The sequence below is a fragment of the Micromonospora sp. IBHARD003 genome, from assembly GCF_056106285.1.
In genome coordinates, this window is record NZ_JBWBBX010000001.1 from 2043363 (window position 1) to 2056020 (window position 12658).

A 12658-nucleotide genomic window follows, 5' to 3' on the forward strand; every position below is an offset into this window, starting at 1 on the left:
GCGGGCCCCGGAAACACGGCCGTGCCGCCGGCCTGGAAGAGGAAGGGCCGGCGGCACGGGGGTGGGTGGGGGGCGGGTGCGGCGGTCAGCAGCCGTGGTCGACGCGGTCGAACGAGCGGTAGTGGTCCGCGGTGTAGTAGTCCTCCTGCGACGACTCCCCGGTGACGATGCGACGGGCGCCACGGTTGGAGGAGCCGGGCGTCTTGACGGTGTACTCGTGGTAGTAGCCGCTCGACTGCGACGGCAGTATGCCCTCGCGGTTCGAGAAGACGGTTCCGTCCTGCGGGTAGGGGAACGGGCCGCCGTACTGGATGAGTTCGAAGGTGTCGTGCGCCTGCGAGGGCAGCTCCGAGTAGCAGATCTCACCGACGGACACGGAGGCCGCGCTCGCCGGGGCGGCCACCGGACCGCCGATGAAGAGGGCGGAGACAAGGGCGGCGGCGCCGCCGATCAGGGTGAATCGTGGGGGGATTCGCATGAATCCATTGACGCGCGTAGATATTGACGCGTCAATGTCAAACCTGGGGTGTTCCCATGTAATTCACCTACCCGAACCGGCCGTCATTGGTTGTCCATACGAACGTCACGGATCTCCCACCGAACCGGCACCGCCGTCACCGCACGGACAGTCGGACCAGGCGGCCCGCGCGGACAGCCCCACCGGCCGCCGGCTCTCGTGGTCCTGGACGGCCGCGCCGCCGAGCAGCACCAGCATGAGCAGCCCCGCCATGAACACCTGGCCGCGCACGAGCGGGCGATTCTGCTTCCAGGAGCCGTACGCGCACAGCGCCAGCGCCACCATCAGCAGCACGCCCGCCACCCCGAGATACGACCCCATCGGGTCCGTACGCCCCTCCCCGTCGAAGCTCACCCCCGACAGCGCCCAGGTGCCGTACGTCAGCAGCAGGACCGCCAGTTCCACGGCCACCAGGGCGCACGACGCGCATCCCTCCATGCTCTGTTCATCCTGCTGCGGGCCCTGGGCGGCGGAACGTTCACTCATCCCGCCAGCTTGATCACCGCGAACGGCGGTGCGCATGAGTACGCGTACTCATGGGCACACGGGCTCGTACGCACGCGGATCGCCACCCGCCGCGAAGGCGTCGGTCAGCCGTCGTGCCGCGCCCCGTACACCTGCTGCGGAGGTTCGGCGGACTCCAGCAGCTTCCGGGCCGTACTCCCCGCCTCCGCCGGTGTCCAGCGGGCGCCCTTGTCGGCCGTGGGGCCGGGCCGCCAGCCCTCCATGACCGTGATGCGCCCCGCCTCGGCCTCGAAGACGCGCCCGTTCACACCCGCGCTGTCCGCCGATCCGAGCCACACGACCAGCGGCGAGACGTTCTCCGGCGCCATCGCGTCGAACGCACCGGGATCGGACGGCGCCGCCATCGTCTCGGCGAAGGTCCGCTCGGTCATCCGGGTCCTCGCGGCCGGGGCGATCGCGTTGACCTGGACTCCGTAGCGGACCAGTTCCGCGGCGGCGACCAGGGTGAGGCCGACGATGCCCGCCTTCGCCGCACTGTAGGCGCCCTGGCCGACCGACCCCAGCAGGCCCGCGCCACTGGAGGTGTTGACGATCCGGGCCCCGGTCTCCCGGCCCGCCTTCGCCTCACCGCGCCAGTAGGCCGCCGCGTGCTTCAACGGCAGGAAGTGGCCGCGCAGATGCACCCGCAGCACCGCGTCCCAGTCGTCGCCGTCCTGGTTGACCAGCATCCGGTCCCGCAGGAAGCCCGCGTTGTTGACGAGGGTGTCGAGCCGGCCGAAGGCGGCGAGCGCGGTCGCCACCAGCGACTGCGCGCCCTCCGCGGTGGTGATGTCCCCGGCGTGCGCGACCGCTTCGCCGCCGAGCGCCCCGATCTCCTCGACGACCTGCTGCGCCGGGGACGCCGACGCACCACTGCCGTCAGGCCCCACCCCCAGATCGTTCACCACGATCCGCGCCCCCTCGGCGGCGAAGGCCAGTGCGTGCGCACGGCCGAGCCCCCGGCCGGCACCCGTCACGATCACGACCCTGCCCGCACAGATCCCGTCGGCCCCGGCCACCGGCTCGGTCCCCATCTCAGACCTCCTTGTTGACGGTTGCCGCTTCCAGAAAGGCGGGGCGCTCCCCGCCCCCGTGCACCAGCAGCGAAGCTCCGCTGACATACGCCGCCCGCGGTGAGGCGAGAAAGACCGCCGCGTCGCCGATCTCTTCCGGTTCGGCCAGCCGGCCCAGCGGCACCGTGCGGCCGACCGCCGCCACGCCGTTCTCGTCGCCGTAGTGCACCGCCGCCAGTTCCGTCCGGACCATCCCCGGCACCAGCGTGTTCACCCGTACCCGCGGTGCCCACTCCACGGCCATCGACCGCGCGAGGTTCTCGAGGCCGGCCTTCGCCGCTCCGTAGGCGGCCGAGCCGGGCGAGGGCCGCGTCCCGCTCACACTGCCGATCATCACGACCGAACCCCGCGCCGCGCGCAGATGCTCGTACGCCGCGAGCGACACGGTCATCGGCACCAGCAGATTCAGCTCGAGCACCCGGGTGTGCCGGGTGGCGTCCCCTTCCTCCAGCAGCCGGTAGGGCGTCCCTCCGGCGTTGTTGACCAGGGTGTCGAGCCTGCCGTACCGACTCGCCACCCGGGTGAAGAAGTCCCCGACGGCCGGCGCGTTCCGCAGGTCGACGGGCTCGAAGTGGGCCGTGCGACCGGCCGCTTCGACGGCCGCGTCCGGTGGCCGGCGGGCGCAGACGACGACTTCGGCCCCGGCGGCCAGGAACGCACGCGCGATGCCCGCACCGACGCCCCGTGTGCCGCCGGTGACGACGGCGACCCTCCCGTCCAGCTCCATCGGCTGCTACCTTCCTCACTGGGCCCGTCACCTAACAAACGTTTGGTGGAAAGGTAGCTGATCGCCTCATGGGTGTCTCCACCGCAAGCCCGGAGAAGGGCGTGGCCGTCGTCACGACCGACTTCCCACCCGTCAACGCCCTCCCCGTACAGGGCTGGTACGACCTCGCCGACGCCGTACGCACCGCGGGCCGTGACCCGGACATCCGTTGTGTGGTGCTGGCCGCCGAAGGCCGCGGCTTCAACGCGGGTGTGGACATCAAGGAGTTGCAGCGCGACACCGGGCACGAGGCCCTCATCGGCGCCAACCGCGGCTGCTACGAGGCCTTCTCCGCCGTCTACGCGTGCGAGGTGCCCGTGGTCGCCGCCGTCCACGGCTTCTGTCTCGGCGGCGGGATCGGACTCGCGGGCAACGCCGACGTGATCGTCGCCTCCGACGACGCCACCTTCGGACTGCCGGAGCTGGACCGGGGCGCGCTGGGAGCCGCGACCCATCTCGCCCGCCTGGTGCCACAGCATCTGATGCGCACCCTGTACTACACCTCGCGCACGGTGACCGCCGCCGAACTGCACGCCCACGGCTCGGTGTGGAAGGTCGTCCCCCGCGACGGACTGCGGGCCGCGGCCCTGCAACTCGCCCGCGAGATCGCCCGCAAGGACGGCCGGCTCATCAGGCTCGCCAAGGCCGCCATCAACGGCATCGACCCCGTCGACGTCCACCGCAGCTACCGCTTCGAGCAGGGGTTCACCTTCGAGGCGGGCCTCAGCGGAACCGCCGCCCGCGTACGGGACACCTTCGGGAAGGAGCGCAGGCCTTGACCGACAAGACGATGACGCCGGACGAGGTGGTCTCCCGGCTGCACAGCGGCATGACCGTCGGCATCGGCGGCTGGGGGTCCCGCCGTAAACCCATGGCGCTGGTCAGAGCACTGCTGCGGTCCCCGGTCACGGATCTCACGGTCGTCTCGTACGGCGGACCGGATGTCGGCCTGCTCGCGGCCGCGGGCCGCGTCCGCAGGCTCGTCGCCCCCTTCGCGACCCTGGACTCGATCCCGCTCGAACCGAACTTCCGGGCCGCACGGGAGCGCGGCACCCTGCGGATGACGGAACTCGACGAGGCCATGTTCATGTGGGGCCTGCACGCGGCGGTGAGCCGGCTGCCGTTCCTGCCCGTGCGCGCGGGCCTCGGCTCGGACGTGATGCGGGTCAACCCCGAGCTGCGCACGGTGACCTCACCGTACGACGACGGCGAGGAGTTCGTGGCCGTGCCCGCGCTGCGGCTGGACGCCGCCCTGGTGCACATGAACCGGGCCGACCGGCTCGGCAACGGCCGTTACCTGGGCCCGGACCCGTACTTCGACGATCTCTTCTGCGAGGCGGCCGACGAGGCGTACGTCTCCTGCGAACGGCTCGTCGACACCGCCGAGCTGACCAAGGACGCCGCCCCGCAGACCCTGCTCCTGGGAAGACACAGCGTGACCGGCGTCGTGGAGACCCCGCACGGCGCGCACTTCACCTCCTGCGTCCCCGACTACGGACGCGACGAGGCCTTCCAGAAGCTGTACGCGAGCACCCCCGGGGACGCCTTCGCCGAGCGGTTCCTGTCCGGGCCCGACGAGCAGTCCTATCAGTCGGCCGTGCAGGCCTGGCACAAGGAGCAGCGATGACGGCCCGTTCGTCGGACCGCGCCGGGTCCGTCCCCCGCCCGGCGTCCACCCGGGCCGAGTACTGCGCCATCGCCTGCGCCGAGGCCTGGCGCGGCAACGGCGAGGTGCTGGCCAGCCCGATGGGGCTGATCCCCTCCGTCGGCGCCCGCCTCGCCCGCCTCACCTTCTCCCCCGATCTGCTGCTGACGGACGGCGAGGCCATGCTCGTCGGCCCCGACGGCACGGTCGAGGGCTGGCTGCCCTACCGCCGCCACCTCACCATGGTCACCGGCGGCAGACGGCACGTGATGATGGGCGCGAGCCAGATCGACCGCTTCGGCAACCAGAACATCTCCTGCATCGGCGACTGGGCCCGTCCGGCCCGCCAGCTGCTGGGCGTGCGCGGCGCACCTGTCAACACCCTCAACAATCCCGTCAGTTACTGGATCCCCCGGCACTCCCCGAGGGTCTTCGTCGAGAAGGTCGACATGGTCAGCGGTGTGGGCTACGACAACGCCTCCGCCGCCGGCCCGTCCGCGACCCGGTACCACCGCATCCCACGGGTCGTCTCGGACCTCGGTGTCTTCGACTTCGAGACCCCGGACCGCTCGATGCGGCTGGTGTCCCTGCATCCGGGAGTGACCGTCGAGCAGGTCACGGCGGCGACCGGCTTCGCCCTGGCGATCGGCGACGACGTCCCGTACACCCGCGAACCGACCGCGGCGGAGCTGCGGCTGATCCGCGAGGTCATCGACCCCTCAGGCACCCGGGACCGCGAGGTGCGCGGCTGATGGCGCGGATCGAAACGGCGCTGACCCGGCTCGCCGGTGTCGAACACCCCGTCGTGCAGACGGGGATGGGCTGGGTCGCGGGCCCACGGCTGGTCTCGGCGTCGGCCCGTGCCGGGGCGCTCGGCATCCTCGCCTCCGCGACGATGACCACCGAGCAGCTCCGGCGTGCCGTACGCGAGGTCAGGGCCCGTACCGACGCGCCCTTCGGCGTCAATCTGCGCGCCGACGCCGGGGACGCCCGGGAGCGGGTGCGGATCATCATCGAGGAGGGCGTACGCGTCGCCTCGTTCGCCCTCGCCCCTTCGCGTGAGTTGATCGCCGAACTCAAGGACGCGGGCGTCGTCGTGATCCCGTCCGTCGGCGCCCGCCGTCACGCCGAGAAGGTCGCGGAGTGGGGAGCGGACGCGGTGATCGTGCAGGGGGGCGAGGGCGGGGGGCACACCGGCGAGGTGGCCACGACCGTGCTGCTGCCCCAGGTGGTGGACGCCGTCGACATCCCGGTGGTCGCCGCCGGCGGCTTCCACGACGGGCGGGGGCTGGTGGCGGCACTCGCGTACGGGGCCGCGGGCATCGCCATGGGGACGCGCTTCCTCCTCACCTCCGACTCGACGGTCCCGGACACCGTCAAGGCCCGCTATCTGGCCGCGTCCGTCAAGGACATCACCGTCACGACGGCGGTCGACGGACTGCCGCACCGGATGCTCCGCACGGACCTCGTCACCGCGCTGGAACGCCACGGCCGCGGCCGCGCCCTGCTCCACGCGGTCCGCCGGGCCGCGGGCTTCCGCCGGCTCTCCGGGCTGTCCTGGTCCGCGATGATCCGCGACGGACTCGCACTGCGGCACGGCAAGGACCTGTCGTGGAGCCAGGTCCTGCTCGCCGCGAACACACCGATGCTGCTGCGGGCGGCGATGGTGGAGGGGCGGACCGACCTCGGCGTGATGGCGTCCGGGCAGGTGGCCGGGCTGATCGAGGACCTCCCCAGCTGCGCGGACCTCGTGAACCGGGTGATGGACGAGGCCGAGCGCGTGCTCCGCGCCCTGCCGAAGGCCGGGTGAGCCGACCGACTGCCTTGCTCCGCGGGGCAGTTCCGTCGTGCGGACGGGGGCTCGCCTGTCGGGGGCGGCCGTTCCCGGCCGGGACCACAGCCGCCCACCGAAGCTACCTGGCCGCGGACCGCCTGCCTCCACCGCCGGTCCGGGTGGCACCGGACGCAGGGCTCCCGCCCTGGGTGCGGCCGCCGTCGGCACGACCCGCCCGGCCGCGTCCCGCCTGGGCATTCGCTGCCCTGCCGCGGCCTGACTGGCCACTCGCCGCCCGGCCGGCTCCCGTCTGACCGCTCGCCGCCCGGCCCCGTTCCGTCTGGGGCCTTGCCGTCTGGGCACGACCGGTGCCGCTTCGGGCGCCCTTGCGCTTCGGGCGCGACTGCGCGGCGGGCTGCTGCGGCTGCGGCACGTCGATGGTGACGGCGACACCGGACGGCTCACGCGCACCGGTCAGCCGTGCGAGCTCCTCGTCGCTGGACTTCACCCTGGCCGTGCGTGGGCTGATACCGGCGGCCGACATGAGCCGGGTCATCTCGCGCTTCTGCTCCGGCAGGACGAGCGTCACGACGCTGCCGGACTCGCCGGCCCGCGCGGTGCGCCCGCCGCGGTGCAGATAGTCCTTGTGATCCGTCGGCGGGTCGACGTTCACGACGAGGTCCAGGTCGTCGACGTGGATGCCGCGGGCCGCCACGTTCGTCGCCACCAGCGCCGTGACATGGCCGCTCTTGAACTGGTCGAGCGTGCGGTTGCGCTGCGGCTGCGAGCGGCCGCCGTGCAGACCCGCCGCCCGTACGCCGCTGGCGAGGAGCCGCTTCACGAGCCGGTCCACGGAACGCTTGGTGTCCAGGAAGAGGATGACCCTGCCGTCGCGGGCGGCTATGCGGGTGGTGACCGCCTTCTTGTCCGTCTCGTCCGCGATGTACAGGAGGTGGTGCTCCATGGTGGTCACCGCGCCGGCCGACGGGTCCACCGAATGGACTACCGGGTCGGTGAGGAACTGCTTGACCAGCCGGTCGATGTTGCGGTCCAGGGTGGCCGAGAACAGCATCCGCTGACCGCCCGGCTCGACCTGCTTCAGCAGCGCGGTGACCTGCGGCAGGAAGCCCATGTCGGCCATCTGGTCGGCCTCGTCCAGCACGGTGATCGCGACCTGGTCCAGCCGGCAGTCGCCGCGCTCGATGAGGTCCTTCAACCGCCCCGGCGTCGCCACCAGCACCTCGGCGCCCCTGCGCAGCGAGCCCGCCTGCTTGGTGATCGACATCCCTCCGACCACCGTCGTCAGCCGCAGATTGACGGCCGTCGCGTACGGGGTGAGGGCGTCGGCGACCTGCTGCGCGAGTTCACGGGTGGGAACGAGGACCATGGCGAGCGGCGCACCGGACTCGGCGCGCCGGCCCGCGGTGCGCGCGAGCAGCGACAGACCGAAGGAGAGCGTCTTGCCCGACCCGGTCCGTCCGCGGCCGAGGAGGTCGCGGCCGGCGAGGGAGTTCGGCAGGGTGGCGGCCTGGATGGGGAAGGGCTCGGTCACGCCCTGGGCGGCGAGTGTCTTCAGCAGCGCGGCCGGCATGTCGAGCTCGGCGAACGCCTGGACCGGAGGCAGCGCGGGTGTCACGGTCTCGGGCACGGTGAATTCCCCCACGAGCCCCCCACCGCGAGCGGAAGACGTCACGGAGGATTTCGCGGGCGACTTCCGCGCGGTCCTCGCTGCTGCCTTTCCGCGGGAATTCGACGGGCCCTGCGCCTGGCCGGCACCGGGGCGTGGGGAACGAGTCATCGGGGATTACCTTCCTGGACCTTGTGAACAGCACGAACCGGGACCCGCACCATGACGGTGCGGGTCCCGGCTGAGAGCTGTGAGCTCCGGTGTCAGGCGGGGAGGATGTTCTCCGCCTGCGGGCCCTTCTGGCCCTGGGTGAGGTCGAAGGTGACCTTCTGGCCCTCCTGGAGCTCACGGAAGCCCGAGGTGGCGATGTTCGAGTAGTGGGCGAAGACGTCGGGGCCGCCGCCGTCCTGCGCGATGAAGCCGAAGCCCTTTTCCGAGTTGAACCACTTCACGGTGCCGCTGGCCATGTCATTTCTCCTGATCGCGTCGAGTGGTCCCATCCGGACGCTCCGGCAAAACGAAAAAATGCGCCTGACGAACATTTCCCGTCAGGCGCACATAAACTTCATGGGTACCAAAACTGCAACGCGGTGACCCTAGCACACCGGGATTCGGGATCCCACGCACACACGGCCGCGTCCACCGGAGCGCGGGCCATGCGAGCCCCGAGCACGGTGGCCCAGGTCAGGGGGCTCACCCGCCCTCCGCGGCGACCGGCGGTCCGGGGCTGCCGAACGGGTCTCGTCGCCCGCTGCCACCGGCCGCCCGGCCCGGGTCAGAGCCGTTCGATGATCGTCACGTTCGCCTGCCCGCCGCCCTCGCACATGGTCTGCAGCCCGTACCTCCCGCCCGTACGCTCCAGCTCGTGCAACAGCGTCGTCATCAGCCGCACGCCCGTCGCACCCAGCGGGTGCCCCAGCGCGATGGCGCCTCCGTTGACGTTCACCCGGGCCGGGTCCGCACCGGTCTCCTTCAGCCAGGCGAGGACGACCGGGGCGAAGGCCTCGTTGATCTCCACGAGGTCGATGTCGTCGATCGACAGGGCCGTCTTCCTCAGCGCGTGGGCGGTCGCCGGGATCGGGGCCGAGAGCATACGGATCGGGTCCTCGCCGCGGACCGAGAGATGGTGGACACGGGCGCGTGGGGTCAGCCCGTGCGTCCGTACCGCCTGCTCGCTCGCCAGCAGCATGGCCGCGGCGCCGTCCGAGACCTGCGAGGAGCAGGCGGCCGTGATCGTGCCGCCTTCCACCACGGGCCGGAGGGCGGCCATCTTCTCCAGCGAGGTGTCACGCCGGGGGCCTTCGTCCACGCTCACCTCGCCGTAGGAGACGGTCTCCCGCTCGAAGCGGCCCTCGTCGATCGCCCGGATCGCCCGCTGGTGGGAGCGCAGGGCGAACTCCTCCATGTCGCTGCGGGAGATGCCCCAGTCGCGCGCGATGAGTTCGGCGCCGTGGAACTGGTTGACGGGCGCGTCGCCGTAGCGTGCGCGCCATCCCCGTGAACCGTGGAAGGGGCCGTCGGTGAGGCCGAGCGGCTCGGCGGCCTGGCGGGAGGCGAAGGCGATCGGTATCTGCGACATGTTCTGCACGCCGCCCGCGACCACGAGGTCCTGCGTCCCGGACATCACGGCCTGGGCCGCGAAGTGCACCGCCTGCTGGGAGGAGCCGCACTGGCGGTCGACGGTCACACCGGGCACCTCGTCGGGCAGGCCCGCCGCCAGCCAGCAGGTGCGGGCGATGTCACCGGCCTGCGGCCCGACCGTGTCCAGACAGCCGAAGACGACGTCCTCCACGGCGGCCGGGTCGATCCCGGAGCGTGCGACCAGAGCGGTCAGGGCGTGGGCGCCCAGGTCCGCGGGGTGCACGGCCGCGAGGCCTCCCCTGCGCCGCCCCACCGGGGTACGGACCGCTTCGACGATGTAGGCCTCGGCCATGGCTGCTCCTCGGTGGTGGTCAGTGCCGTACGGAGATCCCGTCCAGCACCATCGACAGATACTGGCGGGCGATCTCCTCCGGACTGTGCCCGCCGCCCGGCCGGTACCAGGACGCCGCGACCCACACCGTGTCGCGGACGAACCGGTAGGTGAGCCGGATGTCCAGGTCCTCGCGGAAGACGCCCGCGGTGACCCCGCGCTCCAGCGTCCCGAGCCACGCCTTCTCGAACTTCTGCTGGGAGTCGGCGAGATACCCGAAACGCGGCTGCGCGGTCAGGTGCTTCGACTCCTTCTGGTAGATCGCGACGGCGGCGCGGTGCCGGTCGATCTCCCGGAACGACTCGGTGACGAGCGCCTCGATGGTCTCCCTCGGCCCGAGTCCGGACCCGAGGACGGCGTCGTACCCGGCCCAGAGCTCCTCGAGGAAGGTGGAGAGGATCTCGTCGAGCATCGATTCCTTGGAATCGAAGTGGTAGTAGAGGCTGCCGGCGAGCATTCCGGCCTCGTCGGCGATCCTGCGGACGGTGGTGGCGTTGTACCCCTGGGCGGCGAACACTTCGGCGGCGGTGTCGAGCAGTTCACGGCGCCGCTCGGGCGAGGCGGTCACCGGGGTCTTCTTGGTGGTAGGCACATGTCCATTCTCGTCCTGCTCCCGTCCCGCTCCCGTCCCGCTCCCGTCCGGCCCGGACCTACGCGTGCTGGGAGCTCACGGAGACCGTTTCGCCGGTCATGTACGAGGAGTAGTCACCGGCGAGGAAGACGATCACGTTGGCGACCTCCCAGGGTTCGGCGTACCGGCCGAAGGCCTCCCGCTCGGTCAGTTCGGCGAGCAGTTCGGCCGAAGTGACCTTCACCAGATGGGGATGCATGGCGAGGCTCGGCGAGACCGCGTTGACCCGGACCCCGAGGGCGGCGGCCTCGAGGGCCGCGCACCGGGTGAGGGCCATGACTCCGGCCTTGGCGGCGGCGTAGTGGGCCTGGCCGGCCTGGGCGCGCCAGCCGACGACGGAGGCGTTGTTGACGATGGCTCCGCCCCGGCCGCGGCCCCGGCCGCGGCCCCGGTCGCCGTCCCGACCGCCGTCCCGACCGCCGTCACGGAAGGCGCGCAGGGCCGCCCGCGTGCAGCGGAACGTACCGGTGAGGGTGACGTCCAGGACGCGGGTCCACTGCTCGTCGGTCATGTCGACGAGGGGGGCCGTCCCGCCGAGGCCCGCGTTGTTGACGACGAGATCGAGGCCGCCGTGCAGCCGCACCGCCGTGTCGAAGAGGGCCCGCACCTGGGACTCGTCGGTGACGTCGCAGGCCTGCGAGGCCACGGCGTCCGCCCCGAACTCCCCGGCGAGGGCCTCCTCGGTGTCCTTGAGCCGGCGCGCGTGGGCATCGCTGATCAGCACGCGCGCGCCTTCCTCCAGGAAGCGGCGGGCGGTGGCCCCGCCGATTCCCGCTCCCGCGGTGGCGGTGATGACGGCGCTGCGGCCGTCCAGCAGGGCGTGCCCCGGAACGTACTGAGCCTTGTTGTCCGTCACACTCGCACGTTAACCTACCAAACACTTGTTAGGGAACCGTCGGAACGCCGATGGGGCTCCGCACCGGAAGGGGAGGCGGGCACGCCATGGACCTGACGCCCACGGCGGAGGAGGAGGCCTTCCGCGCCGAGGCACGCGCCTGGCTGCGGGCTCACGTCCCGGACACACCGCTGCCCTCGCTGGAGACCGCCGCTGGCTTCGCCGCGCACCGGGACTGGGAGGCGGAGCTGTACGCCGGCCGCTGGTCGGTGGTGTCCTGGCCCGAGGTGTACGGGGGCCTCGGCGTCGATGTCTTCGCGTGGCTGGCGTTCGAGGAGGAGTACTACGCGGCGGGCGCCCCCGGCCGGGTCTCGCAGAACGGCATCAACCTCCTCGCGCCGACCCTGTTCGACCACGGCACACGGGAGCAGCGGACGCGGGTCCTGCCGTCCATGGCGAGCGGCGAGGTGATCTGGGCCCAGGCGTGGTCGGAGCCGGAGGCGGGCTCGGACCTCGCCTCGCTGCGGTCCCGTGCGGTGCGCACGGACGGCGGATGGCTGCTGTCGGGCCAGAAGACCTGGTCGTCGCGGGCCGCCTTCGCGGACCGGGCCTTCGGCATCTTCCGCACGGACCCGGACGCGGACAGGCCGCACCGCGGGCTGACGTATCTGATGTTCGACCTGCGGGCGCCGGGGGTCACGGTCCGGCCGATCGGACGGCTCGACGGGAAGCCCGCCTTCGCCGAGCTGTTCCTGGACGACGTCTTCGTACCGGACGAGGACGTGATCGGCGCACCCGGTGACGGCTGGCGGATCGCCATGGCGGCGACGGGCAACGAGCGCGGGCTCACGCTCCGCTCCCCCGGGCGTTTTCTGGCGGCGGCGGAGCGGCTGAGGGAGCTGTGGCGCTCCGCCGCCGACCCGGCGGACACGGCGCTGCGCGACCGGGTGGCGGACGCGGTTATCGGGGCCCGGGCCTACCGGCTGTTCACCCACGCCCATGCCTCCCGGTTCACGGCGGGCGAGGACATCGGTGCCGAGTCCAGCCTGAACAAGGTCTTCTGGTCCGAGTACGACATCGCGCTGCACGAGACCGCGCTCGATCTCCTCGGCGCTGACGGCGAGTTGGCCGACGGGCAGGACGGCTGGGCCGAGGGCTATGTGTTCTCGCTCGCCGGACCGATCTACGCGGGGACGAACGAGATCCAGCGGGACATCATCGCCGAGCGCCTCCTCGGCCTCCCGAAGGGGCGCCGCTGACCGCAGGGCCGCGCCCCGGCCGAGTCCGGCTCTCCGACAAGTCAACGCCGCACGG

General features: G+C 72.0%; 14 protein-coding genes. 5 read left to right on the top strand and 9 right to left on the bottom strand.

The genetic code is table 11. The features are described 5' to 3' along the window. Positions 1 to 85: 85 nt before the first annotated feature. The 4 genes from ACTWOL_RS09070 to ACTWOL_RS09085 all read right to left on the bottom strand — a co-directional run bounded on the left by ACTWOL_RS09070 (position 86) and on the right by ACTWOL_RS09085 (position 2821). Entirely contained in the window at positions 86 to 478 is a 393-nt protein-coding gene (locus tag ACTWOL_RS09070) for a guanyl-specific ribonuclease (protein WP_474296076.1), read from the bottom strand. A gap of 105 nt (positions 479 to 583) precedes the next feature. After that, entirely contained in the window at positions 584 to 1003 is a 420-nt protein-coding gene (locus tag ACTWOL_RS09075; protein WP_474296077.1) for a DUF6234 family protein, read from the bottom strand. Between the two features lie 104 nt (positions 1004 to 1107). Beyond that, complete coding sequence (locus ACTWOL_RS09080; protein WP_474296078.1) at positions 1108 to 2055, bottom strand: SDR family oxidoreductase; 948 nt, start codon at positions 2053 to 2055, stop codon at positions 1108 to 1110. A gap of 1 nt (position 2056) precedes the next feature. Then, positions 2057 to 2821, bottom strand: a complete 765-nt coding sequence (locus tag ACTWOL_RS09085; protein ID WP_474296079.1) for an SDR family oxidoreductase — start codon at positions 2819 to 2821, stop codon at positions 2057 to 2059. A 68-nt stretch (positions 2822 to 2889) separates the two neighbouring features. Here ACTWOL_RS09085 and ACTWOL_RS09090 point away from each other — a divergent pair, with 68 nt between their 5' ends. The 4 genes from ACTWOL_RS09090 to ACTWOL_RS09105 are packed head-to-tail and all read left to right on the top strand — an operon-like array spanning position 2890 to position 6315. Further along, positions 2890 to 3639, top strand: a complete 750-nt coding sequence (locus ACTWOL_RS09090) for an enoyl-CoA hydratase family protein (protein WP_474296080.1) — start codon at positions 2890 to 2892, stop codon at positions 3637 to 3639. Next, a complete protein-coding gene (locus tag ACTWOL_RS09095) occupies positions 3636 to 4487 on the top strand; it encodes a CoA transferase subunit A (RefSeq protein WP_474296081.1) in 852 nt (283 codons plus the stop codon). Before ACTWOL_RS09090 ends, ACTWOL_RS09095 begins: the two co-directional genes overlap by 4 nt. Next, the gene (locus ACTWOL_RS09100) at positions 4484 to 5257 is read left to right on the top strand and encodes a CoA-transferase subunit beta (RefSeq protein WP_474296082.1); all 774 of its coding nucleotides are present in this window, start codon (positions 4484 to 4486) and stop codon (positions 5255 to 5257) included. The genes ACTWOL_RS09095 and ACTWOL_RS09100 overlap by 4 nt, the downstream gene beginning before the upstream one ends. Beyond that, complete coding sequence (locus tag ACTWOL_RS09105; protein WP_474296083.1) at positions 5257 to 6315, top strand: NAD(P)H-dependent flavin oxidoreductase; 1059 nt, start codon at positions 5257 to 5259, stop codon at positions 6313 to 6315. The genes ACTWOL_RS09100 and ACTWOL_RS09105 overlap by 1 nt, the downstream gene beginning before the upstream one ends. Before the next feature lie 103 nt (positions 6316 to 6418). Here the strand turns inward: ACTWOL_RS09105 and ACTWOL_RS09110 are convergent, their stop codons facing one another. The 5 genes from ACTWOL_RS09110 to ACTWOL_RS09130 form a co-directional block, all read right to left on the bottom strand. After that, a complete protein-coding gene (locus ACTWOL_RS09110) occupies positions 6419 to 7870 on the bottom strand; it encodes a DEAD/DEAH box helicase (protein ID WP_474301125.1) in 1452 nt (483 codons plus the stop codon). Between the two features lie 299 nt (positions 7871 to 8169). Then, on the bottom strand, positions 8170 to 8373 hold the full coding sequence (locus tag ACTWOL_RS09115; protein WP_474296084.1) for a cold-shock protein: 204 nt from the start codon (positions 8371 to 8373) through the stop codon (positions 8170 to 8172). Between the two features lie 308 nt (positions 8374 to 8681). Beyond that, on the bottom strand, positions 8682 to 9839 hold the full coding sequence (locus ACTWOL_RS09120; protein WP_474296085.1) for an acetyl-CoA C-acetyltransferase: 1158 nt from the start codon (positions 9837 to 9839) through the stop codon (positions 8682 to 8684). Positions 9840 to 9858: 19 nt separating this feature from the next. Next, positions 9859 to 10470, bottom strand: coding sequence for a TetR/AcrR family transcriptional regulator (locus ACTWOL_RS09125; RefSeq protein WP_474296086.1), 612 nt, complete (start codon positions 10468 to 10470; stop codon positions 9859 to 9861). 58 nt (positions 10471 to 10528) lie between these two features. Beyond that, positions 10529 to 11365 carry an SDR family oxidoreductase gene (locus ACTWOL_RS09130; protein ID WP_474296087.1) on the bottom strand — a complete coding sequence of 279 codons (837 nt, stop codon included), beginning with the start codon at positions 11363 to 11365 and terminating at the stop codon, positions 10529 to 10531. Positions 11366 to 11451: 86 nt separating this feature from the next. Between ACTWOL_RS09130 and ACTWOL_RS09135 the strand changes: the two genes are divergently transcribed. Next, positions 11452 to 12603, top strand: a complete 1152-nt coding sequence (locus ACTWOL_RS09135; protein ID WP_474296088.1) for an acyl-CoA dehydrogenase family protein — start codon at positions 11452 to 11454, stop codon at positions 12601 to 12603. The last annotated feature ends 55 nt before the right edge of the window (positions 12604 to 12658 follow it).

What these genes read in the sequence shown, in the direction of transcription:
- ACTWOL_RS09085 (WP_474296079.1), bottom strand. Translation starts at nt 2,821, where the DNA reads ATGGAGCTGGACGGGAGGGTCGCCGTCGTCACCGGCGGCACACGGGGC.
- ACTWOL_RS09110 (WP_474301125.1), bottom strand. Translation starts at nt 7,870, where the DNA reads ATGCCGGCCGCGCTGCTGAAGACACTCGCCGCCCAGGGCGTGACCGAG.
- ACTWOL_RS09115 (WP_474296084.1), bottom strand. Translation starts at nt 8,373, where the DNA reads ATGGCCAGCGGCACCGTGAAGTGGTTCAACTCGGAAAAGGGCTTCGGC.
- ACTWOL_RS09090 (WP_474296080.1), top strand. Translation starts at nt 2,890, where the DNA reads ATGGGTGTCTCCACCGCAAGCCCGGAGAAGGGCGTGGCCGTCGTCACG.
- ACTWOL_RS09105 (WP_474296083.1), top strand. Translation starts at nt 5,257, where the DNA reads ATGGCGCGGATCGAAACGGCGCTGACCCGGCTCGCCGGTGTCGAACAC.
- ACTWOL_RS09120 (WP_474296085.1), bottom strand. Translation starts at nt 9,839, where the DNA reads ATGGCCGAGGCCTACATCGTCGAAGCGGTCCGTACCCCGGTGGGGCGG.
- ACTWOL_RS09080 (WP_474296078.1), bottom strand. Translation starts at nt 2,055, where the DNA reads ATGGGGACCGAGCCGGTGGCCGGGGCCGACGGGATCTGTGCGGGCAGG.
- ACTWOL_RS09100 (WP_474296082.1), top strand. Translation starts at nt 4,484, where the DNA reads ATGACGGCCCGTTCGTCGGACCGCGCCGGGTCCGTCCCCCGCCCGGCG.
- ACTWOL_RS09135 (WP_474296088.1), top strand. Translation starts at nt 11,452, where the DNA reads ATGGACCTGACGCCCACGGCGGAGGAGGAGGCCTTCCGCGCCGAGGCA.
- ACTWOL_RS09075 (WP_474296077.1), bottom strand. Translation starts at nt 1,003, where the DNA reads ATGAGTGAACGTTCCGCCGCCCAGGGCCCGCAGCAGGATGAACAGAGC.
- ACTWOL_RS09070 (WP_474296076.1), bottom strand. Translation starts at nt 478, where the DNA reads ATGCGAATCCCCCCACGATTCACCCTGATCGGCGGCGCCGCCGCCCTT.